We start from the raw sequence: 23,924 nt of genomic DNA on the forward strand, positions 1-23,924 counted from the left end.
TGCCTGCTCTTGCGCAATGCTATGAGGAATGGGCCGAATCCCGGTTTTCGAGAAGGGTCTGAGGTCCGCCCGTGCAGGCATTGGTCTACACGTTCATCGCCCTTGCTGCTGTCGCCGTCGGCGCTGCCGCCTATTTCGGGCTGACCTTCACCCCGGCCGATGCCATCCTGGCCGCCGTGGTGTTCGGCTGCGTCTGTGTCGTGCTGCTCGAGCGCACCCTGCGCCAGCGCGCCGAGAACCGGCTGGAAAAGGCCATCGAGGATCTGTCGCGCCTGCTCGCTACCGATGCCCAGGCCGGCGCCGTGCTGGGCCAGCGCATCAATGCCATGGCCGATATCAATGCCGGTGCGCGCCTCGAGGGTGTCGAGGCCGATATTTCAGTGCTGGGCACCGTGATCCGCCAGGTGGCCGAGGCCGTTGCCGAAATCGAGGATCGCACCCGCAAGCCGGCGCCCGCCACGCGCGAGCGCATGATCGCCGCCGCCGCCCCGCCGCCCGTGCGCGAACCCGAGCCGACCATCCCGCTCGATCGCCTGCGCCAGGCACTGGACGAAGGCCGGTTGATCCATCATGTCCAGCCCGTGGTAACGCTGCCCCAGCGCCGCCCGCAGGGCTATGACCTTGTGCCCCGCATGATCCAGGAAGGGGGCGAACTGGCCGACCGCGCCGATTTCATGCCCCGCCGCGGCGGCGAGGATGCATTGCGCCAGATCGAGGGGATTGGTCTGGTCGAAGCCATCACCATCTGCCGCCGCGCCCGGACCGGCGGCCAGCCGGTGACGCTCTACATCCCGCTGTCGCGCGCCACGCTTGGCGATTCGATGGCCTCCGAACAGTTGCTCGTTTCGCTCGAAGCCAATCGCGCCATCGCCGCCAATCTGATCTTTGCCATCAGCGAGACTGACTGGCTGGGCCTGACCACCGGCGAACGCGCCATCGCCGATGCCATCGTCAAGAAAGGCGCCGGCTTTTCCATCACCAATGTCCGCTCGCTGCGCGTCGATGTGGCCGAAATGGCCGCCCAGGGCGTACGCTCGCTGCGCATCGACGCGGCCCGCTTCATCGATGAGCCGGAAGTCTTTACCGATTTCCATGCCTCCGACATCGCCAACTATGTCGGGCGTTTCGACATCAAGCTGCTGGCCACCGGCATTGCCAATGAAAGCCAGATCGTCGAGCTGCTGGAAGATGGCATCCTGCTGGTCCAGGGCCCGCATATCGCCGCGCCTGGCCCGGCCCGGCCCGAGCTGATGGCCGAGCCATCCCGCCAGACCGTGCAGTTGCGACGCGCCGAACTCTAGGCGCCCACGGGCTGCATTGAACCTCTCCCGCTGCAGGCACATCGCGGTTTCCACTTGATCCCGAGGGCCAAGCTGCCACATAGAACCCCCATCCTGTCCGCATCGGAATATCACGATGACCAGCCCGCTGCCTTCCATCTCCGGCCTCGCCGATCTTGCCGTCCGCTATGACGCAGTGCTCAGCGACGTGTGGGGTGTCGTGCACAACGGGGTCGAGGCCTTTCCCTCCGCGGTCCAGGCGCTGGCCGAGTTCCGCAAGGCGGGCGGCAAGGTGGTGTTCATCACCAATGCCCCGCGTCCCTCCGGCCCCATCATCGAGATGCTGGACCGGCTCGGTGTTCACCGCGACGCCTATGACGCCATTGTCTCCTCGGGCGACGCCACGCGCACCATGATCGCCAAATATAGCGGCAGGGCCATCCACCATGTCGGCCCCGCGACCGAGGACGATGCGCTCTATGAGGGCCTCGGCGTGCGCCGCGCCGGCGCCGACGAGGCAGAGGTGGTCGTCGTGACCGATCTCGATACCGACGACGACACCCCCGAAATGTATCGCGAGCGTGCCCGGCACTGGCTGAGCCGCAAGCTGCCGATGATCTGCGCCAATCCCGACCGCGTGGTCGAGCATGGCGACAAGATCATCTATTGCGGCGGCGCTCTGGGCGATCTCTACGCCGCCATGGGCGGCATGGTGCTGATGGCGGGCAAGCCCTATCAGCCCATCTATGAAGAGGCCTTCCGCCTCGCCGAAGTGGCCGCCGGCCGGCCGCTCGACAAGGACCGGGTGCTGGCCATCGGCGACAGCGTGCGCACCGACGCCACCGGCGCGGCCCAGTTCGGCATCGACCTGCTCTTTGTCACCGGCTCCATCCATGCGGCCGAGCTCGACGCCTTCGGCAAGCCCGACCCGCAGGCCATTGCCGATCTGGTCGCGCCCAGCCGCGCCCACATGGCCGGCTTCCTGCCGCGCCTGACCTGGTAATTCGATGGCCGGTTTCACCCGCCTCGACGGCCTCGACACTGTCCCTGCTGCCTTGCGCGGCGCCTATGTGGCCATCGGCAATTTCGATGGCGTCCATCGTGGCCATCGCACCGTGCTGGCGAAGCTCAAGGCCCGCGCGGCCGAGGCGGGTGTGCCCGCCATCATGCTGACCTTCGAGCCGCATCCGCGCGACGTCTTCGCGCCGGCGCCCTTCATGTTCCGCCTCACCGACGGCAAGGCCAAGGCGCGGCTGGCCGAGGCGCTGGGGCTCGACGCCATTGCCATCCTCAATTTCGACCGCGCCTTCTCCCAGATCGAGGCCGAGGATTTCGTCTCGCGCTTCCTGATCGATGCCCTGGGCGTCACCGGCGTCATCGTCGGCGCCGACTTCCATTTCGGCCGCCAGCGGCGCGGCACGCCGACCTTCCTCAAGGCCGCTGGCGAGGCGCAGGGCTTTGCCGTGGAAACGCTCGACCTGATGGATGAGGGCGACGAGGTCATTTCCTCCTCGCGCATCCGCGCCGCCTTGTCGGAAGGCGCGGTCACTGCCGCCAATCGCCTGCTGGGCTATCACTGGTTTTTCGATGGCTGCGTGGTCAAGGGCGACCAGCGGGGCAGGGAGCTGGGTTACCCTACTGCCAACACGATGACCCACGCCAATTTCCAGCTCGCCCAGGGCGTCTACGCCGTGCGCGCCCGCCTGGGCGATCGCCTGTTCGATGGCGTGGCGGCCTATGGCAAGCCCATGTTCGACAACCAGCGCCCGCCCTTCGAGACGCATCTGTTCGATTTCGACGAAGACATTTACGGCCAGACCATCACCGTGGCGCTGGTCGACCATATCCGCGGCCAGGAAGTGTTTTCCGGGCTCGATGAACTCATCGCCGCCATGGACCGCGACAGCCGCAAGGCGCGCGCCGCACTGGCCGCTGCCCGGCCGCTCGGCGAGCTGGATGCGAAACTGGGATTTGTGGGGTAGCTCCTCTCCCGTTCACGGGAGAGGGGGACCACGCGAAGCGTGGTGGAGAGGGGAGCCTCACGCGCAAGAACGGCGGGCGGTCAGCTACGCCATTGCGCAAGCGGCTCCCCCCTCCACCGCCTCTCGGCGGTCCCCCTCCCCCGCAGGCGGGGGAGGACGGTCGACTGCGGCATCTTGCTTTGCGACGGAGCGCTTGCCCAAATCATCCTTTGCCCCGGCCGTCCTGCCTTGCTAAAAGGCGGCAAAATCTCCCCAACCGATTGCCGTTTCCCATGACCGATACCGCCACGGGCGCCGCCGAAACCGATTATTCGTCGACGCTGTTCCTGCCGGAAACCGAATTCCCCATGCGCGCAGGGCTGCCCCAGCGCGAGCCCGACTGGCTCAAGCGTTGGGAAGAGATGGACATCTATGCGCTGCAGCGCGAGCAGGCAAAGGATCGGCCGCTCTTCACCATCCATGATGGCCCTCCCTATGCCAATGGCAATATCCATATCGGTCACGCGCTCAACAAGACGCTGAAGGACCTCGTCTCCCGCTCCATGCAGATGCTCGGCTACAACTCGGCCTATGTGCCGGGCTGGGACTGCCACGGGCTGCCCATCGAGTGGAAGATCGAGGAACAGTACCGCGCCAAGGGCAAGGACAAGAACGAGGTTCCGGTCGTCGAATTCCGCCAGGAATGCCGCACCTTTGCCGAGCAGTGGGTCGATGTGCAGCGCGACGAGTTCAAGCGCCTCGGCATCCTGGGCGAGTGGGACAATCCCTACCTCACCATGAGCTTCGACGCCGAAGCCCAGATCGCCCGCGAGCTGATGAAGGTGGCCAGCACCGGCCAGCTCTATCGCGGTTCCAAGCCCGTCATGTGGTCGGTGGTCGAGCGCACGGCGCTCGCCGAGGCCGAGATCGAATATGCCGACTATGAGAGCGACACGATCTGGGTGAAGTTCCAGACCGCGCATATCGCGGCGACTGCCGGATCGGGCGTCGAGGACAATATCGCGCGCCGCGAGCACCTGACCGGTGCCTCGGTTGTCATCTGGACCACCACGCCCTGGACCATCCCCGCCAACCGCGCCATCAGCTTCTCGTCCAAGGTCGCCTATGGCCTCTACGAGGTCACCAAGGCGCCCGACGGCAATTGGGCCTCGACCGGCGAGAAATATGTGCTGGCCGACAAGCTGGCTGCCGAAACCTTCGCCAAGGCAAAGGTCGAGGAATTTGTCCGTCTGCAGGACGTGCCGCCGGCCGTGCTGGCTGGCCTCACCTGCCACCATCCGCTCCGCGGCCTCGGTGACGGCTACACTTTCGAAGTCCCGCTGCTCGACGGCGAACATGTCACCGATGATGCCGGCACCGGCTTCGTCCATACCGCCCCCGGCCATGGTCTCGACGACTTCGAGATCTGGATGAACTCGTCGCGCCTGCTGGGCGAAAAGGGCATCGACACCGCCATCCCCTATGTCGTCGGCGACGACGGCTTCTACACGTCCGAAGCCCCGGGCCTCGAAGGCGCGCGCGTCATCGACGACAACGGCAAGAAGGGCGACGCCAATAACCGCGTCATCGCGGCTTTGGCCGAGCGCAACGCCATGGTCGCGCGCGGTCGCGTCAAGCACCAGTACCCCCATTCCTGGCGCTCCAAGAAGCCGGTGATCTTCCGCAATACGCCGCAGTGGTTCGTCTATATGGACCGCGACATCGAGGGTGCGGCCGGCGACACGCTGCGCCATCGCGCACTCAAGGCCATCGACGCCACCAAATTCTACCCCGCCGCTGGCCAGAACCGCCTGCGCGCCATGATCGCCGACCGCCCCGACTGGGTGCTCAGCCGCCAGCGCGCCTGGGGCGTGCCGATCACGGTCTTCGTCGAAAAGGCCACGGGCGACATCCTCAAGGACGATGCCATCAATCACCGCATCGCCCAGAGCTTTGAGGAAGAGGGTGCCGACGCCTGGTACAAGCCCGGCGCCGCTGCCCGCTATCTCGGCGAAGCGCGCAATCCCGATGATTTCGAGATGGTCACCGACGTGCTCGACGTCTGGTTCGACAGCGGCACCACCCATTCCTGGGTGCTGCGCAACAAGCAGAAGTGGCCGCATCTCAAGTTCCCGGCCTCGATGTATCTCGAAGGCTCCGACCAGCATCGCGGCTGGTTCCATTCGAGCCTGCTGGAAAGCTGCGCCACCAATGGCCACGCCCCCTATGAAAGCGTGCTGACGCATGGCTTCACCATGGATGGCGAAGGCCGCAAGATGAGCAAGTCGCTGGGCAATACCGTCGCCCCGCAGGACATCATCAAGCAGTATGGTGCCGATATCCTGCGCCTCTGGGTCGCCTCCTCCGACTATTCGGAAGACCTGCGCCTGGGCAAGGAAATCATCCAGACCACGGTCGACAGCTACCGTAAGCTGCGCAACACCCTGCGCTGGCTGCTGGGCAACCTTGCCCACTACCAGCCCGGCGACGCTGTCGATTTCCGCGACATGCCCGAGCTCGAACAGCTCATGCTGCATCGCCTGGCCCAGCTCGATGAGCAGGTGCGCGGCGCCTACAAGGAATATGACTACCGCAGGATCGTGACGTCCCTGTCCAATTTCATGAATACCGAGCTGTCGGCCTTCTATTTCGACATCCGTCGCGACGCGCTTTATTGCGATCCGATCTCCTCGACCACGCGCAAGGCGTCGCTCACGGTGCTCAATCACCTGTTCGATTGCCTCACGGCCTGGCTGGCGCCGATCCTGGTCTTCACCATGGAAGAATGCTGGCTTGAGCGGCATCCGGGTGCGGGCTCGTCGGTTCACCTGCGCCTCTTCCCCGAAGTGCCGGGCGAATGGCGCAATGACGGGCTCGCCGCCAAGTGGCAGAAGATCCGCGCGGTGCGTCGCGTCGTCACCGGTGCCCTCGAGATCGAGCGCCGCGACAAGCGCATCGGCTCCTCGCTCGAAGCCGCGCCCAAGGTGTTCATCACCGATGAGGACCTGCTGACGGCTTTGGCCGGCGAAGACCTTGCCGAAATCGCCATCACCTCGGCAATCGAGATCGGCAATGCCGAGGCGCCGCCCGAAGCCTTCCGCCTCGACGACGTGCCCGGCGTGGCCGTAGTGCCGGCGCTGGCCCAGGGCACGCGCTGTGCCCGCTCGTGGAAGATCCTCCCTGATGTCGGCTCCGATCCCGACTATCCCGACGTCTCCCCGCGCGACGCCCAGGCCCTGCGCGAACGCGCCGCGGCGGGTCTCTAGCTTGGCTGGTCGGTTCTCCTATCCCGCCCCATCCACTGCGCGGCACCTCCCCCTTGACGGGGGAGGGTGGGAGGGGGTGCCGGAGCCCGGATATTCGGGCCAGACGCCCCCCTCCCTGACCCTCCCCGCAAGGGGGAGGGTGTCGACTGACAATCTGGGTGAAAGGGCATTGTCGTGAACCCTAGATCTCTGTTCCACCCCACCGTCTACCTCTCCCTGACCCTGGCCATTCTCGCCTTCGGGCTCGATCGTGCGCACAAGGCCTTCCAGGTTTCGGCAGACTGCATCGCCATCGGTTCGGCGACCTGCGTCGAGGTCTTCACCAGCTATATTCCCTTCGCCATGACCGGCTGGCGCGGCGGGGAAATCCTGCGTGTTACCGACTTCTTCGACTACGTGCTGGTGTGGAATACCGGCATTTCCTACGGCCTGTTCGATAGCCTGCCGGCCTGGGCGCTGGGCGTGGTGATGCTGGTCGCCATCGTCGCGCTCTCGGTGTGGTGGCTGCGCGCCGATTCTCCGCTGGTGCGCATTGGCCTGGCGCTCTGCATCGGCGGGGCGCTGTCCAATGCGGTCGACCGGCTGATCTATGGCGCGGTGGCGGACTTTTTCCACCTGCACTGGGGCACCTGGTCTTTCTACATCTTCAACATCGCCGACGTCGCCATCACCGTCGGCGTCATCCTGTTGATCGCCGATCTCATCGGTCTTGCCCGGCTGCGCAAGCCGGCCAATTGAGCCGCCGAACACGTTGCTGCCAGAATCTGGCCTTAGGCGGCAGAATGCGCTATAAGCGCCGCCGACATCTCGAAGGACGTTTCATGCGTATTGGATTGACCGGGCAGCAGGCTGCTCACAAGGCGCTCACCCGCACCGGCCTGGCTTCACTGGGTCTCGTGCTGGCTCTGGCGCTCGGCGCCTGCACCACCGTTGAAGGCACCAATGCCCTGACCGATGTGGGCACGTTCGAGCGTGAGGTCATGTCCAGCACGGCGCGTGGCGTCGGCCTCATTCCCGGCGAAGCGCCCAAGGAAGACCTGACCTCCGCCCGCGCGCCCCTGGTGCTGCCGGCGGCCGGCCAGGCCCTGCCGGCGCCCGTGCAGCAGACGGCAGCCGCCCAGCTGCCGGCCGATAGCGATACGGTGCGGATCGACACCACCAACCTGACCCAGGCCGATATCCAGCGTCTGCGCAACGCCAAGGTCGTCGACCTGCGCTCCACCGCCGGCCGCCCGCTGACCGAGCAGGAAACCCGCACCCTGGTTGCCCGCATGCAGCGCGCCAATGCCGATGTCACCACTGTCAACGGCCAGCGCCCGCTCTACCTGCCGCCCGATGAATATTTCACCCGCGTCGGCGACGCCGAACTGGTCTGCTCCACCCCGGGCGGCGAGATCGTTGCCCTCAATGATGCGCGTTGCCCGGAATCGGTGCGCAAGGCCATCGCCGCGTCCCGCCGCACGGCGCCGAGCGCGGCATCGTCGATGAGCAGCAATCCCGGTGTCGGCCTGACCGAAAAAGAGACCACCCTGAACTGACGATATCGTCGGTTTGATGTTTTGCGGGCGGCCGGTTGATCCGGCCGCTTCGCCTTTTCCCGCGCCGCCCAGATGGGTCCCGCATGACAGAAAGTACGCCGCTATGAGCGACTCCGCCCCCGCCCCCGCCCCCGCCAAACCCGATACCGGCGATCGTCTCGCCAAGGTCATTGCCCGCTCCGGGCTCTGCTCCCGCCGCGACGCCGAAGTGTGGATCACCGAGGGCCGCGTCGTGGTCAACGGCAAGAAGGTGCTGACCCCCGCCTTCAACGTCACCGACCGCGACAAGATCATGGTCGATGGCGTCCCGCTCGCCGCCCGCCAGGGCACGCGCGTCTGGCTCTATCACAAGCCCGCCGGCCTTGTGGTCACCGAGAAGGACCCCGAGGGTCGCGACACCATTTTCGAGCATCTCGAAACCCATGGCCTGCCGCGCGTCGTCACCGTCGGGCGCCTCGATATCAATACCGAGGGCCTCTTGCTGCTGACCAATGATGGCGGCCTCAAGCGTGTGCTCGAACTGCCCGCCACCGGCTGGCTGCGCCGCTATCGCGTGCGCGCCCATGGCACGGTGACCCAGGCGGCGCTCGACAAGCTCAAGGATGGCATCGAGATCGATGGCATCAAATACGGCTCGATCGAAGCCACGCTGGAGCGCGAGCAGGGCTCCAATGTCTGGCTCGTGCTGGCCTTGCGCGAAGGCAAGAACCGCGAGGTCAAGAACGTGCTCGGCGCCCTCGGGCTTGAGGTCAACCGGCTGATCCGCGTCAGCTATGGCCCGTTCCAGCTCGGCGATATTCCGGTGGGCGGCGTCGAGACGGTCAAGGCCAAGATGCTGCGCGACCAGCTCGGCAAGAAGCTCGCCGACGCGGCCGATGTTGATTTCGACAGCGAAATGCCCGAGCAGGCCGCGCTGATCGGCAAGCCGACGCGGGACCGCCTGACCGGCCGCGGCACCAATACGGTGGAGATCGACCGCCAGCGCTTCCGCTTCACCGACGGCGCCGAAAAGACCGAGGAAGAAATGCGCGCGGAACGCCCGCGCCAGGATCGCCCCGGCCGTTTCGACAGCCGCAAGCCCGCCAGCCGGCGCGATGACGCGCAGGACGATGAATATGCGCCGCCGCCGCGGCACATCCATTTTGACGAAGACGGCCGTGCGCCGGAGGAATTCGTGGCCAAGCGCAATACCCGCATCGTCAAGCGTCCCGACCGCGACGACCAGTCCGCCAAGACCTACGGCAAGGCGGCGCCGCGCCCCACCGGCGGCAAGCCCGCCTTCGGCGAGAAGAAGTCGTTCGGGGACAAGAAGTCCTTTGGTGACAAGAAGTCCTTCGGCGACAAGAAGCCCTTCGAGAAGAAGAGCTTCGGCGACAAGCCACGCGGCCCGCGCCGCGAAGACGGCGATCGCCCCAAGCGCCCCTATGGCGATCGTCCCGCCGGCGCCCGTCCGTCCGCCGAGCGCAGCGAGCGTCCCGCGCGCGATTTCGGTGGTCGTCCGGCTGGCGGCAAGCCGTTCGGCGATCGGCCGCGCAGCCCCCGTCCCGAAGGTGGTCGTCCCCCTCAGGGTCGTGAATTTGCCGGCACGCCGCGCGGTCCGCGCCGCGGCGACGCTGGCGCCGAGCGCCCCGCCTATACGCCGCGTGTCCGTCCCGACAGCGAGCGCGGCGACGGCGCGGCCTTCAAGGCCGAGGCCAAGCGCCCCGGCCGCAATTTCGTGGAAAAGCCGCAGACCTACCGCCCGGAAGGCAAGAGCTTCCGTCCCGCCGGCGACCGTCCCGCGCGCAGCGATCGTCCGACCCGCCCCGGCCGCGATGAGTTCGGCTCCGAGGCCAAGACCTATGGCAAGCCGCGCATGCGTGCCGATGGCAAGCCCATGCCCAAGCGCGACGGCGCTGCACCGGCACGCGGTCCGCGTCCCGGCGGCGGCAAGCCCGGCGGCTTCGGTGGCAAGCCAGGCGGTCGTCCAGGCGGCGGCGCGGGTCGTCCGTCTGCCGGCGGTCGCCCGAGCGGTGGCGCCGGTCGTCCTTCGGGTGGCGCCGGCCGTCCAGCCGGTCCGCGTCGACCCAAGGCCTAAGCCATGCGCATCGTTGCCGGTAAATTTCGCGGCAAGCAGCTGATCTCGCCGTCGGACGATTCGATCCGCCCGACGGCCGACCGCGTGCGCGAATCGATGTTCAACATCCTCGCCAGCCGGCTCGGTCCGGTCTTCGAGGGCATCCGCGTGCTTGACCTTTTTGCCGGCACCGGCGCCTTGGGGCTCGAAGCCCTGTCACGCGGCGCCAGCCACGTGACCTTTGTAGATATGGGTGCGGAATCGCGCGGCCTGATCCGCGATCACATTGAGGCCTTCGGGGCCGGGGGCATCACCAAGCTGCTGCGCCGCGACGCTACCGATCTCGGCACGCCCGGCACTTTCGGACAGTTCAACCTGGTGTTCCTCGATCCGCCCTATGGCCAGGGCCTGGGCGAACAGGCGCTGGCCGGCCTCGCCGCGGGCGGCTGGCTGGCCCCCGGCGCCACGCTGGTCTTCGAGGAAAGCGTTGATGCGGCGGTGGAGATACCGCCCGGGTTCACGCTGGACGACCGGCGGGAATACGGGTCAGCCGCAGTACATTTTCTGAGCTTTGGGGAATAACCCCCACCTAACCTCCCCCTGAAGGGGGAGGAATCCGGCCGGCGGATGTCCTGAGATGCTGCTAATATCGCGATGCAGCTCCTCCCCCTGTCAGGGGGAGGGTGGGTGGGGGTACTCGTCCCGCACTCAAGCCGCCTCTACACACACCGCACATTTGCCGCGGATTTCCATCGTCGTCCGCTCGACCTTGAAGCCCTTGGCGCTGGCCCAGTCGCCAAGCCTGTCCTCGATCACCGCATCGGCGAATTCATCGACCTTGCCGCAGCCCTCGCAGATGGCGAAGGCGATCAGCCCCTTGCGGTGGCAGTGCTCGTCGGCGCAGGCGACGAAGGCATTGAGCGATTCCAGCCGATGGGCCAGGCCCCGCTCCACCAGCTTGTCCAGCGCCCGATAGACCTGCAGCGGCGCCCGCAGTCCGTCGCCACGCAGCTTGTCGAGGATGTCATAGGCGCTCAGCGGCCCTTCGGAATGGTTGAGCGCCCCCAGCACCAGCCCCTGGTTGCGCGTCAGGTCGCTTGGAACATCGTGACTATGCGCCATGGGTTTCTCTCCGGCCAAACAGCCGCGTGACGGGAACCGTCAGCGACACGAGGAATATGATCAAAGCCATCACCACAATCGAGGGGCCGGACGCGGTATCCCACGTTCGTGAGCCGAAGAGGCCCCCCACGACGGCAATGGCGCCCAGTATGGCCGCCACCGCCGCCATCATTTCCGGCGTGGCGCTCAGCCGTCGTGCCGTGGCGGCCGGGATGATCAGCAGCGAGGTGATGAGCAGCACGCCCACCAGCTTCATGGCAATGGCGATGACCGATGCCATCAGGATCATCAGCACCAGCCGGCTGGCCTCTGGCCGCAGGCCTTCGGCTTCCGCCAGTTCCGGGCTCACGGTCGAGGCCAGCAGCGGTCGCCATGCGAGGATCAGGATGGCGAGGATCGCCGCGCCGCCGCCATAGATGATGGCGATGTCTTCCACCGATACGGCCAGGATATCGCCGAACAGGAAGCCCATCAGGTCGATGCGGACCGTGGTGAGGAACCCCACCAGCACCAGCCCGACCGCCAGCGTCGAATGGCTCAATATGCCCAGCAGCGCATCGGTCGACAGCGTGGCCTGCCGCTGCAGCACGATCAGCGCCCCGGCCACCAGGGCCGCGACAGCGAACACGCCCAACGTCATGTTGATCGAGAGGATGATGGACAGCGCCACGCCCAGCAGCGCCGAATGCGCCATGGTATCGCCGAAATAGGCCATGCGCCGCCAGACTACGAAACACCCCAGCGGGCCGGCAACAAGCGCCAGGCCGATGCCGGCGATCAGCGCGCGGGAGAAATAGTCACCGAACATGGTCGTGCCCCGCATGCTCATGGTCGTGATGATGCTCATGCGCATGCCCCTCGGGCACCACGCAGCCGTCGTCATGATGCTCGTGGTCGTGGTGATGTTCGTAGATCGCCAGCGTATGCGCCGCGCGTTCGCCGAACAGCCGGAGATATTCCGGGCTCCGCTTCACCGCCGACGGCGTGCCGCGGCAGCAGACATGGCCATTGAGGCAGATCACCGTATCGGTCTCGGCCATCACCACATGCAGGTCGTGGCTGATCATCAATATGCCACTCCGCGTCGTGTCGCGGATCTGCCGCACCAGTTCGTAGAGTGCGACTTCGCCGGAAAAATCGACACCCTGCACCGGCTCGTCCAGCACCAGTAGGTCGGGCTTCCTGATCATCGCCCGGGCGAACAGCACGCGCTGGAATTCGCCGCCGGACAGCTCCTGCACCGCCGCCTTGCGCAGGCGCAGCGCGCCCACCGCCTCGAGCGCCTCGTCGATGGCGGTCGCGGGGTAGCGCCCGGTCAGCGTCATCAGCCGCTCCACCGTCAGCGGCAGCGTCCAGTCGATGGTCAGCTTCTGCGGCACATAGCCGATGCGCAAGCCGGGCTGGCGCGTCACGCTGCCCGTGCTCGGCTTCAGCACGCCGGTTGCCAGCTTGGCCGTGGTGGATTTGCCCGAGCCATTCGGGCCGATCAGCGTCACGATCTCGCCGCGCGAAATGGTCATGTCCACGCCGCGGACCAGCGTCCGTCCGCCACGCGTTACGCCGGCATTGCTGAGCGTGATCAGCGTTTCCTTGTGTGCAGGTGCATCCATTCGAAAACCTCTTGACGCCTCTCAATACGTTATAGCATAACACCGCCGCAAGCGTAATAACATAACATATCAAGAGGCCCCGCCGATGAAACTGCTCGCCCCGCTCAGCCTGCTGGCCACGGCTTTCCTCAGCACCACCGCCATCGCCGCCCCTAGCGTCGTGGCCTCCATCAAGCCCGTCCATTCGCTGGTCTCGGCCGTGATGGCGGGCGTCGGCGAACCCACCCTCATCGTCAAGGGCTCGGCCTCACCCCACACCTATGCGCTTCGCCCCTCCGATGCCGGTGCGCTGGAAGCGGCCGATATCGTGTTCTGGACCGGCCATGGCATGGAGCTGTTCCTCGGCGACGCACTCGAAACCCTGGCCACCGGCGCCACCGTGGTCGAGCTGGCCGATGCCCCCGGCATTACCCTGCTGCCCGTCCGCGAAGGCGGCGCCTTCGAAGCCCATGCCCATGACGAGGCAGGGCACGAAGACGAGCATACCCACGAGGCGGATGAGCACGATGGGCACGACCATGACGAGCATGGCGAAGGCGACATGCATTTCTGGCTCGATCCGCAAAACGCCAAGCTGATGGTCACCCAGATCGCCACGACGCTGGCGGAAGCCGACCCGGAAAACGCCACCGCCTACCAGGCCAATGCCGAGGCCGAACTGGTCAGGCTCGACGCCCTCGAGGCCGAGCTGGCCGCCATGCTGGCCCCGGTCGCCGACAAGCCCTTCATCGTCTTCCACGACGCCTATCAGTATTTCGAAGCCCGCTTCGGGCTCAATCTGGCCGGTTCGGTCACCGTCACGCCCGACACCATGCCCGGCGCCGCGCGCATCGACGAGCTCAAGGCCAAGCTGGCCGAACTGGGTGTGACCTGCGTCTTCGCCGAACCCAATTTCGAACCCACCATCATCTCCGCCATCACCGAAGGCACCCCGGCCAAAGCCGGCGTGCTCGACCCCGAGGGCGGCGCCCTGACCGAAGGCGTCGATCTCTACCCGGATCTGCTGCGCGGACTGGCAACCAGCCTTGTGGACTGCCTGGGCTAGAACACCCCCACCTGACCTCCCCCTGAAGGGGGAGGAATCCGCCCGGTGATCATCACCTATATTGCCCCAAAACACGACCTGCCCCTCCCCCTTCAGGGGGAGGGTGGGTGGGGGCCTAGTACGGGCTGAGAGCCCCGTCTGTCCCTCCCCACAACGGGGAGGGCGCCCACCATCACGCCCGAAATTTCACCTCAAACGTAACGTGCTAACATATCGGAGACATCATGCACGCTCGCTTCCTCCTGCCGCTGCTCGCCGCCACGGCGCTCACCCTGCCCACCATCGCCGATGATCACGTCTCGGCCTGGCGCCTCTTCGTCGCCGACCACGCCAAGGCCGAAGTCACGGCCATCGACCTGGCCAGCGGCGACACGCTCGCCAGCTTCCCGCTGGCCAGCCCGGCCGCGCTCTACACCACCGATGGGGCCGTCTTTGCCGTGCAGGGCGCCGGCAACCAGGTGTCCGTCATCCGCAGCGGCATTGCCCTCGACGATCACGGCGACCATGGCGATATCGAGATCAGCGACCCTGAACTGGTCGAGGCCGTGATGACCGGCGAAAAGCCCGCCCACTTCGTCGAGCATGGCGGCAAGGCCGCAATGTTTTTTGATGGCTCGGGCCTGATCAACCTGTTCAGCGCCGAGCAATGGACCAACGATGGCACGATCGACGCCAGGCAGCTCGATAGCGGCACCGCCCATCACGGCGTAGCCATCCCCTGGGGCGACTACACGCTGACCTCGGTGGCCAATGCCGATGACGAGAAGAAGCCGCGCCTCGGCCTCAATGTGCTCGATGCCGATGGCGAGGTCCTGGGCGAGACCCATGTCTGCCCGGACCTGCATGGCGAGGCCACCTCGGGCAATCTGGTGATCGTCGGCTGCGGCGATGGCCTGCTGATCGTCTCCGGGTCGAGCGAACCGCAGGTCACCAAGCTTTCCTATGATGGCCTGCCCGACGGCAAGGCCACCACCTTCCTCGGTGGTGTCGGCATGCAGTATTTCCTGGGCAATTACGGGGCCGACAAGGTCGTGCTGATCGATCCCGCCGAGGCCGAACCCTATCGCCTCGTCGACCTGCCGACCCGCCGCGTTCACTTCGCGGTCGATCCGATCCGGCCGAAATTCGCCTATATCTTCACCGAGGACGGCAAGCTCAACCAGCTCGACGTGCTCTCCGGGGAGATCGTGCAGTCTCTGGCAGTGACCGAGCCCTATTCCATGGATGGCGACTGGAGCCTGCCGCGCCCGCGCATCGCCGTGGCCGGCGACGTGGTGGCCGTAACCGACCCCAACCAGGGCCAAGTGCACCTGATCGACATTGCCAGCTTCACCGAAGCCGGCGCCATCCCCGTCGCCGGCGCGCCCTACAATATCGTTGCTGTCGGCGGTTCAGGGGCCGTTCACTAGAAAGCCCCCACCTCGCCTCCCCCTGCCAGGGGGAGGGATCCGCCCAGTGACGGTCCGAGATTTCGCCACACACTTGATGCGGCTCCTCCCCCTTCAGGGGGAGGCTGGGTGGGGATAGCCGACCAGGCCCTACTTCAGCGGCCCCTTGAAGATGAAGAAGGCCCCCAGGGCGATCATGGCGAAGCCGATACCGTGGTTCCAGGTGAACTTTTCGCCGAGATAGAACACTGCGAACAGCACGAAGACCGAGAGCGAGATCACTTCCTGGATGGTCTTGAGCTCGGCGCCCGAATAGACGCCATAGCCGATCCGGTTGGCCGGCACGGCCAGCCAATATTCGAAAAAGGCGATGCCCCAGCTGATCAGCACCACGACCCAGAGGGCCGTGGCGGGGAATTTGAGATGCCCATACCAGGCAAAGGTCATGAACAGATTGGATGCGACCAGCAGCCCGATCGGCGCCAGCGTGGCAAAGTTGAAGCCCAAGGCTTCCTCCTGAACGAACCGGTCAGCCCCGGCGGCGCTATCTAGCCGTATTGGCCACGCCGTGAAAGCGCGATTTGTGCAGGGCCCGCCTAGCGCAAATGCTTGGTCGGCTGCTCGAGCCCGAAAATCTCGTCGGTGAGGCTGTCCATGCGCTCGCGGATCAGGCCCTGGGCGTCATAGAGGCCGCGGTTGTAGAAATAGGCGCCCATCTTGTCGACGAAGAACATCATCAGCATTTCCGCCGGTATGGCGCCGATCTGCTGGTCCAGCTCCTCGCGGAAATAGTCCTGGATTTCGCCCACGATGGCCTTTGTTTCCTCGCGGCTGAACTTGATGGGTTTCATCTCTCTCACCTTGGAACTTGGACCTCATACCCAGCGTGTCGCAGGACGAGGCTTGATCAGAGCGAGGTCTACTGTGAGTCGCCCCCGCCAGGCGGCGCCCTATTGCCCCTCAAGCGCCCGGCGCGGGCTTGACCGCGGCGCTGTTTTCCGAGCAACGGGACACCGCCGTTGCACTTGCGCCCATTTGGTGGCAAACCAGTTCCCGTGTTGGTTTCCAAAGGCCGTTGTGCCGGAGGAATCAAAAGGGAACACGGTGCGACGTACCCATCAGGGCGCAAAACCGTGGCTGCCCCCGCAACTGTAAGCGGTGCGCACTCTCACTATGCCACTGGCGAAAGCCGGGAAGGCGAGCGTGCCATCTCCACCGCGAGCCAGGAGACCTGCCAACGCACAGGCCGGGCGACCACGCCCATATTATTCCGCGCACGGAGGGTGCTGCAATGAATACCACGACCAATACGACGACCACTTCGACTGATCTCCAGTCGCTCTCGATTTCCCAGCGTATCATTGCCGGTTCGCTGGCGCTCATGCTCGGGCTGACCCTTCTGGTCGGCACTGGCTTTGCCGGCGATTATCGCCTGCATAGCGGCGCCCACGATACCCGCCACGCCATGGGCTTCCCCTGCCACTAGGGCAGGCATCTGAAGCGCTTCCAGCAAGACTGGGAACCGGTTTTGCGGTTCGGAAGCGCGACAATGAAAACGAGAGAAAATCAAAATGATCCGCAATCTGTTTGCCGCTGCGCTTCTCGCAGCCCTTTGTGCTGGCCTGGTCAATGCCGCGCTCCAGCATTTCCGCGTCACTCCGATCATCCAGCATGCCGAGAGCTTCGAGGGCGAGGGTGGCCATAGCCATGGCGAGGCAGCCGCCGTCGCCGCGCATGAACATCCCCCAGGCACGCCTGAGCATAGCCACGACGTGGTCACCACGGCCGCCGCCGAGCCCGAATGGGCCCCGCAAGACGGGTTCGAGCGCACTGCCTATACGACACTCGCCACAGTGCTTGCCGCTGCCGGCTTTGCCCTCGTCATCGGCGCCGTCTCCATGTTTGCCGGTATCCCGATCACCTTTGCCAATGGCTTCCTCTGGGGCATGGCCGGCTTCGTCACCTTCTCGCTGGCCCCGGCCTATGGCCTGGCGCCCGAATTGCCCGGCATGCCGGCCGCCGATGTGTTCCCGCGCCAGGTCTGGTGGGCCGGCACGGCTCTCGCGACCGGCGCGGCCTGCCTGCTGCTGGCCAAGACCCGTGCCAGCTGGGCCTTTGCCGTCGCCATCGCCCTGGTCGTCGCGCCGCACATTATCGGCGCCCCGATGGCCCCCGATGAGCCGAGTGCTGTCCCGGCCCATCTGGCTACTGAATTCGCCGCCATCACCCTCGGCACCGCGCTGGTGTTCTGGCTGGTGCTGGGCACCGTCTTCGGCAAGCTCAACGATGTCTTCGCCGCCCGCAGCGCCGCCGTCCCCGCAGGAGCCCACGCATGAGCAAGATCCCCACCACCGTCATCACCGGCTTCCTTGGCGCCGGCAAGACCACCCTGGTGCGCCATCTCCTCGCGCATGCCCCCAAGGGCAAGCGCATTGCGCTGATCATCAACGAGTTCGGCGATCTCGGCGTCGACAAGGATATCCTGGCCGGTTGCGGCGACGAAACCTGCCGCGAAGAGGACATGGTCGAACTCTCCAATGGCTGCATCTGCTGCACCGTGGCCGACGAGTTCATCCCCACCATGCAGGCTTTGCTGGCCCGTCCGGACAAGTTCGATCACATCGTCATCGAAACCTCGGGGCTCGCCCTGCCGCAGCCGCTGATCCGCGCCTTCAACTGGCCCGAGATCAAGGCGCAGGTGACCATTGACGGCATCGTCACCGTCGCCGACGCCGCCGCGCTGGCCGAGGGGCGCTTTGCATCTGACGAAGCCGCCGTCGACGCCCAGCGCCGCCAGGACGAGATGCTCGATCACGAGACCCCGCTGGGCGAACTGTTCGAGGACCAGCTCTCGGTGGCCGACCTGGTCATCATCAACAAGGCCGATCTGCTCGATGCGGCCACGCTCGACAAGGTCGAGGCCAATATCCGCGCGGAACTGCGCCCCGGCGTCGGCGTCATCCGCGCCCGCAACGGCCATGTCGACATCGCCGCTTTGCTCGGCCTGGGCATGAGTTCGGAAGACGATATCGCCAATCGCCCCAGCCACCACGAGCTGGAGCATGGCGGCGAGACACATGAGCATGATGATTTCGACAGCTTCTCGCTGCGCCTGCCATCCATTGGCAGCAAGGACGAGCTGCTGACGGTCATCGAGCAGACCATCCGCGACCACGACATACTGCGCCTCAAGGGCTTTGCTGCCGTGCCCGGGGCTGCCGCGCGTCTCGCCATCCAGGCCGTCGGCCCCCGCGTCACCGCCTATTTCGATCGTCCCTGGAAGGACGGCGAAATGCGCGAGACGGCACTGGTCGTCATCGGCGAAAGCCCGCTCGACCACGCGGCGATCACCGCCAGCCTGCAGCGCGCCCTGGCCGTCGCCGCCTGAAACCAGCCCGGCCCCGATCTGTCCCTCCCCCTTCAGGGGGAGGTTAGGTGGGGGCGCCCGCGACAAGGTGGGTGCCAACCAAGGATAAGAAATGACCGAGATCACCAAGGACTCCAACGGCACCCAGCTCAGTGATGGTGACGCCGTCACGCTGATCAAGGACCTCAAGGTCAAGGGCACCTCGGTCACCCTCAAGCGCGGCACGCTGATCAAGAACATTCGCCTCACCGACGACACTGCCGAAATCGAGTGCAATGCCGAAAAGGTAAAGGGCCTCGTTCTGCGCACCGAGTTCCTCAAGAAGGCCTAGCGCCGTGCACCTCCTTTCCGCCCAGGCCGGCGCCATCCAGCAGGAAGGCGAGGCCATCGACCTCAACCAGCGCCCCGGTGCGCTGGTCTTTGCCAGCTCGGCCGATAGCGAACTGGCCATGCTGGCCGGCGCCGCCGATCGGGCAGGGGAGGGCGAACTCCGCCTCGCCAATACGCTGCGGCTGTCCAACAATCTTTCGGTCGATCTCTGGCTGGAACAGACGGTGGCCCATGCCCGCCTCGTCGTGCTCCGCCTCATCGGCGGGGCCGCCTATTTCCAGTATGGCGTGGACGAGCTGACTGCGCTCTGCGCCAACCGCAGGATCCCGCTCGCGCTGCTGCCAGGCGACGCCAATCCCGACCCCATCCTGCAGTCCCGCTCCACCATTCACCCCGATGACTGGAGCCGCCTGCACAGCCTCTTCATCGCCGGCGGCCCGGACAATGCCGATACGATCCTCAAGGCATTCAACCTGCTCGCTTCACCTCTCCCCCAGGGGGAGAGGTCGGCGGCGCAGCCGCCGGGTGAGGGGGGCTTTCTTGCCGACCTGGCCCCCACCCCCTTCGCCCGCTTCGGCCTCTGGTATCCCGGCCATGGCGTGACCGATCTCGACAGTATCCGCGCTGCTTTGTGCCTCCCGCCCGGTGCGCCCAAGCCGGCGCATGTGCCGATCCTGTTCTACCGCGCTGCCCTCGAGGGCGCCGGCACGGCGACGCTGGAGGCGCTGGTTGTCGAACTGGAAAGCCAGGGCATGGCCCCGGTGCCCATCCTGGTCTCATCGCTCAAGGAAGCGCCTTGCATCCGCTTCGTGCAGCAGGTGCTGGCGGCGGTCAAACCCAGCGCCATCTTCAACCTGACCGGCTTCGCGCTGGGCATTGACGGGCTCGACGACAAGGCCAATCCCTTTTCCACCAGCGACGCCCCGGTGATCCAGCTCATCCAGTCCGGCCGCTCCGAGGCGCAGTGGCGGGCCGACAGTCAGGGTCTCTCCTCCAAGGACATGGCGATGTTCCTCGTCATGCCCGAAGTCGACGGGCGCCTTGGCGGCCTCATCGTCGGCCACAAGGCCGACGCGGTCTGGCACGAGCGCTGCCAGGTCCCGCTCACCAGCTACGCCCCCGATGCCTCGGGCATCACCCGCGCCGTGTCCCTGGCCAGCAACTGGTCCCGCCTCCGCGCCACACCTCGCGCCGACCGCCGCATCGCCCTCGTCCTCGCCAACTACCCCATCCGCGACGGCAGGCTGGCCAACGGCGTCGGCTACGACGCGCCCGAATCCACGGTACGAATGCTGAAAGAACTGGAAAAGGCGGAGTACGCTCTTTCTTCACCTCTCCCTCCGGGGGAGAGGTCGGCGGCGCAGCCGACGGGTGAGGGGGCCTTGCCGGATAGTAGCGCCAACCTCATCGCCCTCCTCCAGTCCGGCCCCACCAACGCCAATCCGCAGCGGGGCAACACCCCGGCCACACTCGGCCTCGCCCGCTACGCCGACCTCTTCGCCGCCCTCCCGGCACCCATCCGCGAGGCTGTCACCGCCCGCTGGGGCGATCCGGCGTCCGATCCCTTCATCCGCGACGACGCCTTCCATCTGCCCGCGCTGATTTTTGGCAATGTCGCCATCCTGCTGCAGCCCGCCCGTGGCTACCAGCTCGACGAGACGGCGAGCTATCACGACCCGGCCCTCGTCCCGCCGCACGCCTATCTCGCCGCCTATCTCTGGCTGCGCCACGAATTCGCGGCGCATGCCCTGATTCACAATGGCAAGCATGGCACGCTGGAATGGCTGCCCGGCAAGGCCACCGCGCTTGACGAGGCCAGTTATCCCGACGCGCTCTGGGGGCAGTTGCCGCATCTCTACCCCTTCATCGTCAATGACCCCGGCGAGGGCACCCAGGCCAAGCGACGCACCGGCGCGGTGATCATCGACCATCTCGTGCCGCCCCTGACCCGGGCCGAGACCTATGGTCCGCTCAAAGACCTCGAGGCCCTGCTCGACGAATATTACGCCGCCTCCGGCATGGATCGGCGGCGGCTGGCCAATCTGCGCCAGCGCATTCTCGACTTCACCCGCGACGCCCGGCTTGACCGCGATATCGGCCTGCCCGAGGACGAGACGGAAGCGCTGATCAAGATCGACAACTTCCTCTGCGATCTCAAGGAAGCCCAGATCCGCGACGGCCTGCATGTCTTCGGCCAGTCGCCGCAGGGCGATCTCCAGCGTGATCTCATCGTCGCACTGGCCCGCGTGCCGCGCGGCGAGAGCGCGGGCGAGGCCTCGCTCATTCGTGCCCTTGCCGACGATCTCAAGCTTGGTTTTGATCCGCTGACGGCCAAGCTCGTTGAGCCGTGGTCCGGCCCGTCATTGTCGCGTTCATTCACCGTTCATACCGCGGGCGAAATTGTGGCGCGCACCCTTGGCGACGTGGTCGAACACCTCGAGGCCATCGCTGCCGCTCTCGTCGACCGCACCCTCATGCCCGACCCCGCCTGGACAGCCACATCAGCCGTCCTCGACACAGTCCAAACCCTCATCCGCCCCCGCCTGGCCGCCTCCGGCCCCGCCGAAATGCAGGCTCTGCTCGACGGCCTCGACGGAAAAGTCATTCGCCCCGGCCCCTCCGGCGCCCCCTCGCGCGGCCGGCTCGATGTGCTCCCGACAGGCCGCAATTTCTACTCCGTCGACAGCCGCGCCGTCCCCACGCCCACCGCCTGGGAACTCGGCCGGAAATCCGCCGAAAGCCTGGTTCTCCGCCACTTGCAGGACCATGGCCACCACCTCCGCTCGGTCGCCCTGTCGGTCTGGGGCACCGCCAATATGCGCACCGGCGGCGACGATATCGCCCAGGCCCTGGCGCTGATCGGCGCGCGCCCAACTTGGGATCCGGGCTCACTCCGCGTTTCGGGTTACGAGATCATCCCGCTGCCCAGGCTCGGCCGCCCGCGTGTCGACGTGACGCTCCGCATTTCCGGCTTCTTCCGCGATGCCTTCCCGGCCCAGATCGCCCTGTTCGACCGCGCCATCCGCGCCATCGGCGCGCTCGACGAACCCACGGACGACAACCCCATCGCCGCCCGCATGCGCACCGATGCGCTGGGCCTGATGGCCGAGGGGCAGTCCGAACGCGATGCGGCGCTGTCGGCAGGACACCGGATTTTTGGTTCTAGGCCAGGCACTTACGGCGCCGGCCTCAACGCGCTGATCGATTCCGGTTCCTGGACCAGCAAGGCCGATCTCGGCCGCCAGGCGCTCGACTGGGGCCAGTATGCCTATGGCGCGCAGGCCGCCGGCACGCCCGAGCGCGATCGCTTCGCCGCGCGTCTCAGCGACATCGACGCGGTCGTCCACAACCAGGACAATCGCGAACACGACCTGCTCGACTCAGACAACTACTACCAGTTCGAAGGCGGCCTCTCCGCCGCCGCCGAGACCCTGACCGGCATCCAGCCCGCCGCCTATCACAACGACCATTCCCGCCCGGAACGCCCGCTGATCCGCACGCTGGAGGAGGAGATCTCCCACGTCATGCGCTCCCGCGTCGTCAATCCCAAATGGCTGGCGGGCATGCAGCGCCATGGCTATCGCGGCGCCTTCGAGATCATCGCCACGGTCGATTTCATGTTCGCCTTCGCCGCCACCACCGGCGCGGTCAAGACGCACCATTTCGACCTGGCTTTCGAGGCTTTCGTCGAGGACGAGGCCATCCGCGACTTCATCCGCACCGCCAATCACCATGGCTATGACGAGCTGATCGCCAAATTCAACGACGCCCGCCAGCGCGGGCTGTGGACGCCACGCTCCAACTCCGCCTTTGCCTATCTGGAGGACTCCAAATGACCGACAAGCCCGTCAAGAAGACCGACCTGATGACCGAGGCGGAGCGCGACGCCTATCATGCGGAAAAGATGAAGAAGAAGCGCGAGGCGCGGAACAAGATCCTCGCCACCAAGACTCAGGAAAAGGGCCTGCTCATCGTCCATACCGGCAAGGGCAAGGGCAAGTCGACCGCCGCTTTCGGCATGGTGTTTCGCGCGCTGGGGCACGGTTTCAAGGTGGGCGTCGTGCAGTTCGTCAAGGGCGTCTGGGAGACGGGCGAGCGCGACGTGCTTCTGAAATTTCCCGACCTGGTCACGATCAACGCCATGGGCGAGGGCTTTACCTGGGACGTCGCGGACCGCCAGCGCGACCTCGCCGCCGCGCGCAAGGCCTGGGACCAGGCCAAGGCGCTGATCTCCGACCCGGCCTACAAGCTGGTCCTGCTCGACGAACTCAACATCGTGCTGCGCTACGATTATCTTCCGATCGAGGAAGTGGTCGAGTTCCTGCGCAACAAGCCGGTCGATACCCATGTCATCGTCACCGGCCGCAACGCCAAGGATGAGCTGATCGAGATCGCCGACCTGGTCACCGAAATGACCGAGATCAAGCACCATTTCCGGGCGGGCGTGAAGGCACAGAAGGGTATCGAATTCTAGCAGCTGGCCTGCAGCGAGCGCGTCAGGCCGGCAATGACCGGCTCCATCTCGACCCTATCCGCCACGGAGTATTCGGCGCGGAAGGCGGCGTAGCCGGCGCCGTCGCAGAGGACAATCATGCGCTGGGTGAAGGTCTGGATGCCCTTGATGCCGGACACCTCGGCCCAGCGCGGCGTGACGGTCTGCCCCGATATGGCCCAGGCGTCAGACTCAAGCGCCGCGTTCTCGCTGCTCACCGCCGCTTCGAAGGACCCGGAGGCAGACCCGCTCCAGACCATGATCTTCTGCACCTTGCCCGGTCGAACGAAGCCCAGCCCGTCACCGCTCGGCACGAAATCCGCCGGCACCTCGATGGAATAGCCCGCATTGCTGTCTTCGAAGCGCTGCCACTCCTGCGCCGCGACAGGCGCAGCGAGCAGGGTCATCAGCAGGGCGGCCTTGAGCATGTGCATGCATCAAGGCTAGCGGCGGCGCCATGCGGTGACAA

At 66.1% G+C, this 23,924-nt stretch carries 22 protein-coding genes and 1 riboswitch; of the genes, 16 read left to right on the plus strand and 6 right to left on the minus strand.

Annotation, left to right across the window (positions count from 1 at the left end; all coding sequences use genetic code 11):
* Nucleotides 1-71: 71 nt before the first annotated feature.
* The 8 genes from ACLI1C_RS05110 (at nt 72) to rsmD (ending at nt 10,683) form a co-directional block, all read left to right on the plus strand.
* On the plus strand, nt 72-1,301 hold the full coding sequence (locus tag ACLI1C_RS05110) for an EAL domain-containing protein (RefSeq protein WP_411395778.1): 1,230 nt from the start codon (nt 72-74) through the stop codon (nt 1,299-1,301).
* Nucleotides 1,302-1,416: 115 nt separating this feature from the next.
* Nucleotides 1,417-2,283 carry a TIGR01459 family HAD-type hydrolase gene (locus ACLI1C_RS05115; protein ID WP_411395779.1) on the plus strand — a complete coding sequence of 289 codons (867 nt, stop codon included), beginning with the start codon at nt 1,417-1,419 and terminating at the stop codon, nt 2,281-2,283.
* Nucleotides 2,284-2,287: 4 nt separating this feature from the next.
* Nucleotides 2,288-3,262, plus strand: a complete 975-nt coding sequence (locus ACLI1C_RS05120; protein ID WP_411395780.1) for a bifunctional riboflavin kinase/FAD synthetase — start codon at nt 2,288-2,290, stop codon at nt 3,260-3,262.
* A 272-nt stretch (nt 3,263-3,534) separates the two neighbouring features.
* Nucleotides 3,535-6,507, plus strand: a complete 2,973-nt coding sequence (ileS, locus tag ACLI1C_RS05125; RefSeq protein WP_411395781.1) for an isoleucine--tRNA ligase — start codon at nt 3,535-3,537, stop codon at nt 6,505-6,507.
* A gap of 174 nt (nt 6,508-6,681) precedes the next feature.
* Nucleotides 6,682-7,245, plus strand: a complete 564-nt coding sequence (gene lspA / locus ACLI1C_RS05130) for a signal peptidase II (protein WP_411395782.1) — start codon at nt 6,682-6,684, stop codon at nt 7,243-7,245.
* An 83-nt stretch (nt 7,246-7,328) separates the two neighbouring features.
* Entirely contained in the window at nt 7,329-8,045 is a 717-nt protein-coding gene (locus tag ACLI1C_RS05135) for a hypothetical protein (protein WP_411395783.1), read from the plus strand.
* A gap of 103 nt (nt 8,046-8,148) precedes the next feature.
* Nucleotides 8,149-10,122 (plus strand): pseudouridine synthase, encoded by a 1,974-nt coding sequence (locus ACLI1C_RS05140; RefSeq protein ID WP_411395784.1) that lies wholly within the window; start codon nt 8,149-8,151, stop codon nt 10,120-10,122.
* Nucleotides 10,123-10,125: 3 nt separating this feature from the next.
* The gene (rsmD, locus tag ACLI1C_RS05145; protein WP_411395786.1) at nt 10,126-10,683 is read left to right on the plus strand and encodes a 16S rRNA (guanine(966)-N(2))-methyltransferase RsmD; all 558 of its coding nucleotides are present in this window, start codon (nt 10,126-10,128) and stop codon (nt 10,681-10,683) included.
* A gap of 126 nt (nt 10,684-10,809) precedes the next feature.
* Here rsmD and ACLI1C_RS05150 read toward each other — a convergent pair whose 3' ends face one another.
* The 3 genes from ACLI1C_RS05150 to ACLI1C_RS05160 are packed head-to-tail and all read right to left on the minus strand — an operon-like array spanning nt 10,810 to nt 12,833.
* Complete coding sequence (locus tag ACLI1C_RS05150) at nt 10,810-11,223, minus strand: Fur family transcriptional regulator (RefSeq protein WP_411395787.1); 414 nt, start codon at nt 11,221-11,223, stop codon at nt 10,810-10,812.
* Nucleotides 11,213-12,031: a metal ABC transporter permease gene (locus ACLI1C_RS05155; RefSeq protein WP_411398228.1), complete on the minus strand. Its 819-nt coding sequence runs from the start codon at nt 12,029-12,031 to the stop codon at nt 11,213-11,215. The genes ACLI1C_RS05150 and ACLI1C_RS05155 overlap by 11 nt, the downstream gene beginning before the upstream one ends.
* Complete coding sequence (locus ACLI1C_RS05160; RefSeq protein ID WP_411395788.1) at nt 12,021-12,833, minus strand: ATP-binding cassette domain-containing protein; 813 nt, start codon at nt 12,831-12,833, stop codon at nt 12,021-12,023. The genes ACLI1C_RS05155 and ACLI1C_RS05160 overlap by 11 nt, the downstream gene beginning before the upstream one ends.
* 85 nt (nt 12,834-12,918) lie before the next feature.
* Between ACLI1C_RS05160 and ACLI1C_RS05165 the strand changes: the two genes are divergently transcribed.
* Both ACLI1C_RS05165 and aztD read left to right on the plus strand, forming a co-directional pair.
* A complete protein-coding gene (locus tag ACLI1C_RS05165; protein WP_411395789.1) occupies nt 12,919-13,878 on the plus strand; it encodes a zinc ABC transporter substrate-binding protein in 960 nt (319 codons plus the stop codon).
* Nucleotides 13,879-14,102: 224 nt separating this feature from the next.
* Nucleotides 14,103-15,287, plus strand: a complete 1,185-nt coding sequence (gene aztD, locus ACLI1C_RS05170; RefSeq protein WP_411395790.1) for a zinc metallochaperone AztD — start codon at nt 14,103-14,105, stop codon at nt 15,285-15,287.
* Nucleotides 15,288-15,416: 129 nt separating this feature from the next.
* On the opposite strand, the gene ACLI1C_RS05175 is transcribed toward aztD, so the two are convergent.
* Both ACLI1C_RS05175 and ACLI1C_RS05180 read right to left on the minus strand, forming a co-directional pair.
* A complete protein-coding gene (locus tag ACLI1C_RS05175; RefSeq protein ID WP_291359321.1) occupies nt 15,417-15,773 on the minus strand; it encodes a DMT family protein in 357 nt (118 codons plus the stop codon).
* Nucleotides 15,774-15,862: 89 nt separating this feature from the next.
* The gene (locus ACLI1C_RS05180) at nt 15,863-16,117 is read right to left on the minus strand and encodes a DUF2164 domain-containing protein (RefSeq protein ID WP_411395791.1); all 255 of its coding nucleotides are present in this window, start codon (nt 16,115-16,117) and stop codon (nt 15,863-15,865) included.
* Nucleotides 16,118-16,308: 191 nt separating this feature from the next.
* Nucleotides 16,309-16,520, plus strand: a riboswitch (cobalamin riboswitch).
* 37 nt (nt 16,521-16,557) lie between these two features.
* Between ACLI1C_RS05180 and ACLI1C_RS05185 the strand changes: the two genes are divergently transcribed.
* The 6 genes from ACLI1C_RS05185 to cobO all read left to right on the plus strand — a co-directional run bounded on the left by ACLI1C_RS05185 (nt 16,558) and on the right by cobO (nt 23,437).
* Complete coding sequence (locus tag ACLI1C_RS05185; RefSeq protein ID WP_411395792.1) at nt 16,558-16,752, plus strand: CbtB domain-containing protein; 195 nt, start codon at nt 16,558-16,560, stop codon at nt 16,750-16,752.
* Nucleotides 16,753-16,837: 85 nt separating this feature from the next.
* Nucleotides 16,838-17,602: a CbtA family protein gene (locus ACLI1C_RS05190; RefSeq protein WP_411395793.1), complete on the plus strand. Its 765-nt coding sequence runs from the start codon at nt 16,838-16,840 to the stop codon at nt 17,600-17,602.
* Nucleotides 17,599-18,654, plus strand: a complete 1,056-nt coding sequence (cobW, locus tag ACLI1C_RS05195; protein WP_411395794.1) for a cobalamin biosynthesis protein CobW — start codon at nt 17,599-17,601, stop codon at nt 18,652-18,654. The genes ACLI1C_RS05190 and cobW overlap by 4 nt, the downstream gene beginning before the upstream one ends.
* A 91-nt stretch (nt 18,655-18,745) precedes the next feature.
* Nucleotides 18,746-18,964, plus strand: a complete 219-nt coding sequence (locus ACLI1C_RS05200) for an alkylphosphonate utilization protein (protein ID WP_411395795.1) — start codon at nt 18,746-18,748, stop codon at nt 18,962-18,964.
* Nucleotides 18,965-18,968: 4 nt separating this feature from the next.
* Entirely contained in the window at nt 18,969-22,799 is a 3,831-nt protein-coding gene (cobN, locus tag ACLI1C_RS05205; RefSeq protein WP_411395796.1) for a cobaltochelatase subunit CobN, read from the plus strand.
* Nucleotides 22,796-23,437, plus strand: coding sequence for a cob(I)yrinic acid a,c-diamide adenosyltransferase (gene cobO / locus ACLI1C_RS05210; RefSeq protein WP_411395797.1), 642 nt, complete (start codon nt 22,796-22,798; stop codon nt 23,435-23,437). The genes cobN and cobO overlap by 4 nt, the downstream gene beginning before the upstream one ends.
* Here cobO and ACLI1C_RS05215 read toward each other — a convergent pair.
* Nucleotides 23,434-23,883 (minus strand): hypothetical protein, encoded by a 450-nt coding sequence (locus ACLI1C_RS05215; RefSeq protein ID WP_411395798.1) that lies wholly within the window; start codon nt 23,881-23,883, stop codon nt 23,434-23,436. The two genes, cobO and ACLI1C_RS05215, sit on opposite strands and share 4 nt — an antisense overlap.
* Nucleotides 23,884-23,924: the final 41 nt, after the last annotated feature.

This window comes from Devosia sp. XGJD_8 (assembly GCF_046614475.1).
Taxonomy (GTDB): domain Bacteria; phylum Pseudomonadota; class Alphaproteobacteria; order Rhizobiales; family Devosiaceae; genus Devosia.

Coding starts and splice junctions, on each gene's coding strand:
- ACLI1C_RS05165 (WP_411395789.1), top strand. CDS start 12,919: ATGAAACTGCTCGCCCCGCTCAGCCTGCTGGCCACGGCTTTCCTCAGC.
- ACLI1C_RS05160 (WP_411395788.1), bottom strand. CDS start 12,833: ATGGATGCACCTGCACACAAGGAAACGCTGATCACGCTCAGCAATGCC.
- ACLI1C_RS05115 (WP_411395779.1), top strand. CDS start 1,417: ATGACCAGCCCGCTGCCTTCCATCTCCGGCCTCGCCGATCTTGCCGTC.
- ACLI1C_RS05150 (WP_411395787.1), bottom strand. CDS start 11,223: ATGGCGCATAGTCACGATGTTCCAAGCGACCTGACGCGCAACCAGGGG.
- cobO (WP_411395797.1), top strand. CDS start 22,796: ATGACCGACAAGCCCGTCAAGAAGACCGACCTGATGACCGAGGCGGAG.
- ACLI1C_RS05190 (WP_411395793.1), top strand. CDS start 16,838: ATGATCCGCAATCTGTTTGCCGCTGCGCTTCTCGCAGCCCTTTGTGCT.
- ACLI1C_RS05140 (WP_411395784.1), top strand. CDS start 8,149: ATGAGCGACTCCGCCCCCGCCCCCGCCCCCGCCAAACCCGATACCGGC.
- ACLI1C_RS05180 (WP_411395791.1), bottom strand. CDS start 16,117: ATGAAACCCATCAAGTTCAGCCGCGAGGAAACAAAGGCCATCGTGGGC.
- cobW (WP_411395794.1), top strand. CDS start 17,599: ATGAGCAAGATCCCCACCACCGTCATCACCGGCTTCCTTGGCGCCGGC.
- ACLI1C_RS05135 (WP_411395783.1), top strand. CDS start 7,329: ATGCGTATTGGATTGACCGGGCAGCAGGCTGCTCACAAGGCGCTCACC.
- ACLI1C_RS05120 (WP_411395780.1), top strand. CDS start 2,288: ATGGCCGGTTTCACCCGCCTCGACGGCCTCGACACTGTCCCTGCTGCC.
- ACLI1C_RS05200 (WP_411395795.1), top strand. CDS start 18,746: ATGACCGAGATCACCAAGGACTCCAACGGCACCCAGCTCAGTGATGGT.
- ACLI1C_RS05155 (WP_411398228.1), bottom strand. CDS start 12,031: ATGTTCGGTGACTATTTCTCCCGCGCGCTGATCGCCGGCATCGGCCTG.
- ACLI1C_RS05185 (WP_411395792.1), top strand. CDS start 16,558: ATGAATACCACGACCAATACGACGACCACTTCGACTGATCTCCAGTCG.
- ileS (WP_411395781.1), top strand. CDS start 3,535: ATGACCGATACCGCCACGGGCGCCGCCGAAACCGATTATTCGTCGACG.
- rsmD (WP_411395786.1), top strand. CDS start 10,126: ATGCGCATCGTTGCCGGTAAATTTCGCGGCAAGCAGCTGATCTCGCCG.
- aztD (WP_411395790.1), top strand. CDS start 14,103: ATGCACGCTCGCTTCCTCCTGCCGCTGCTCGCCGCCACGGCGCTCACC.
- ACLI1C_RS05215 (WP_411395798.1), bottom strand. CDS start 23,883: ATGCTCAAGGCCGCCCTGCTGATGACCCTGCTCGCTGCGCCTGTCGCG.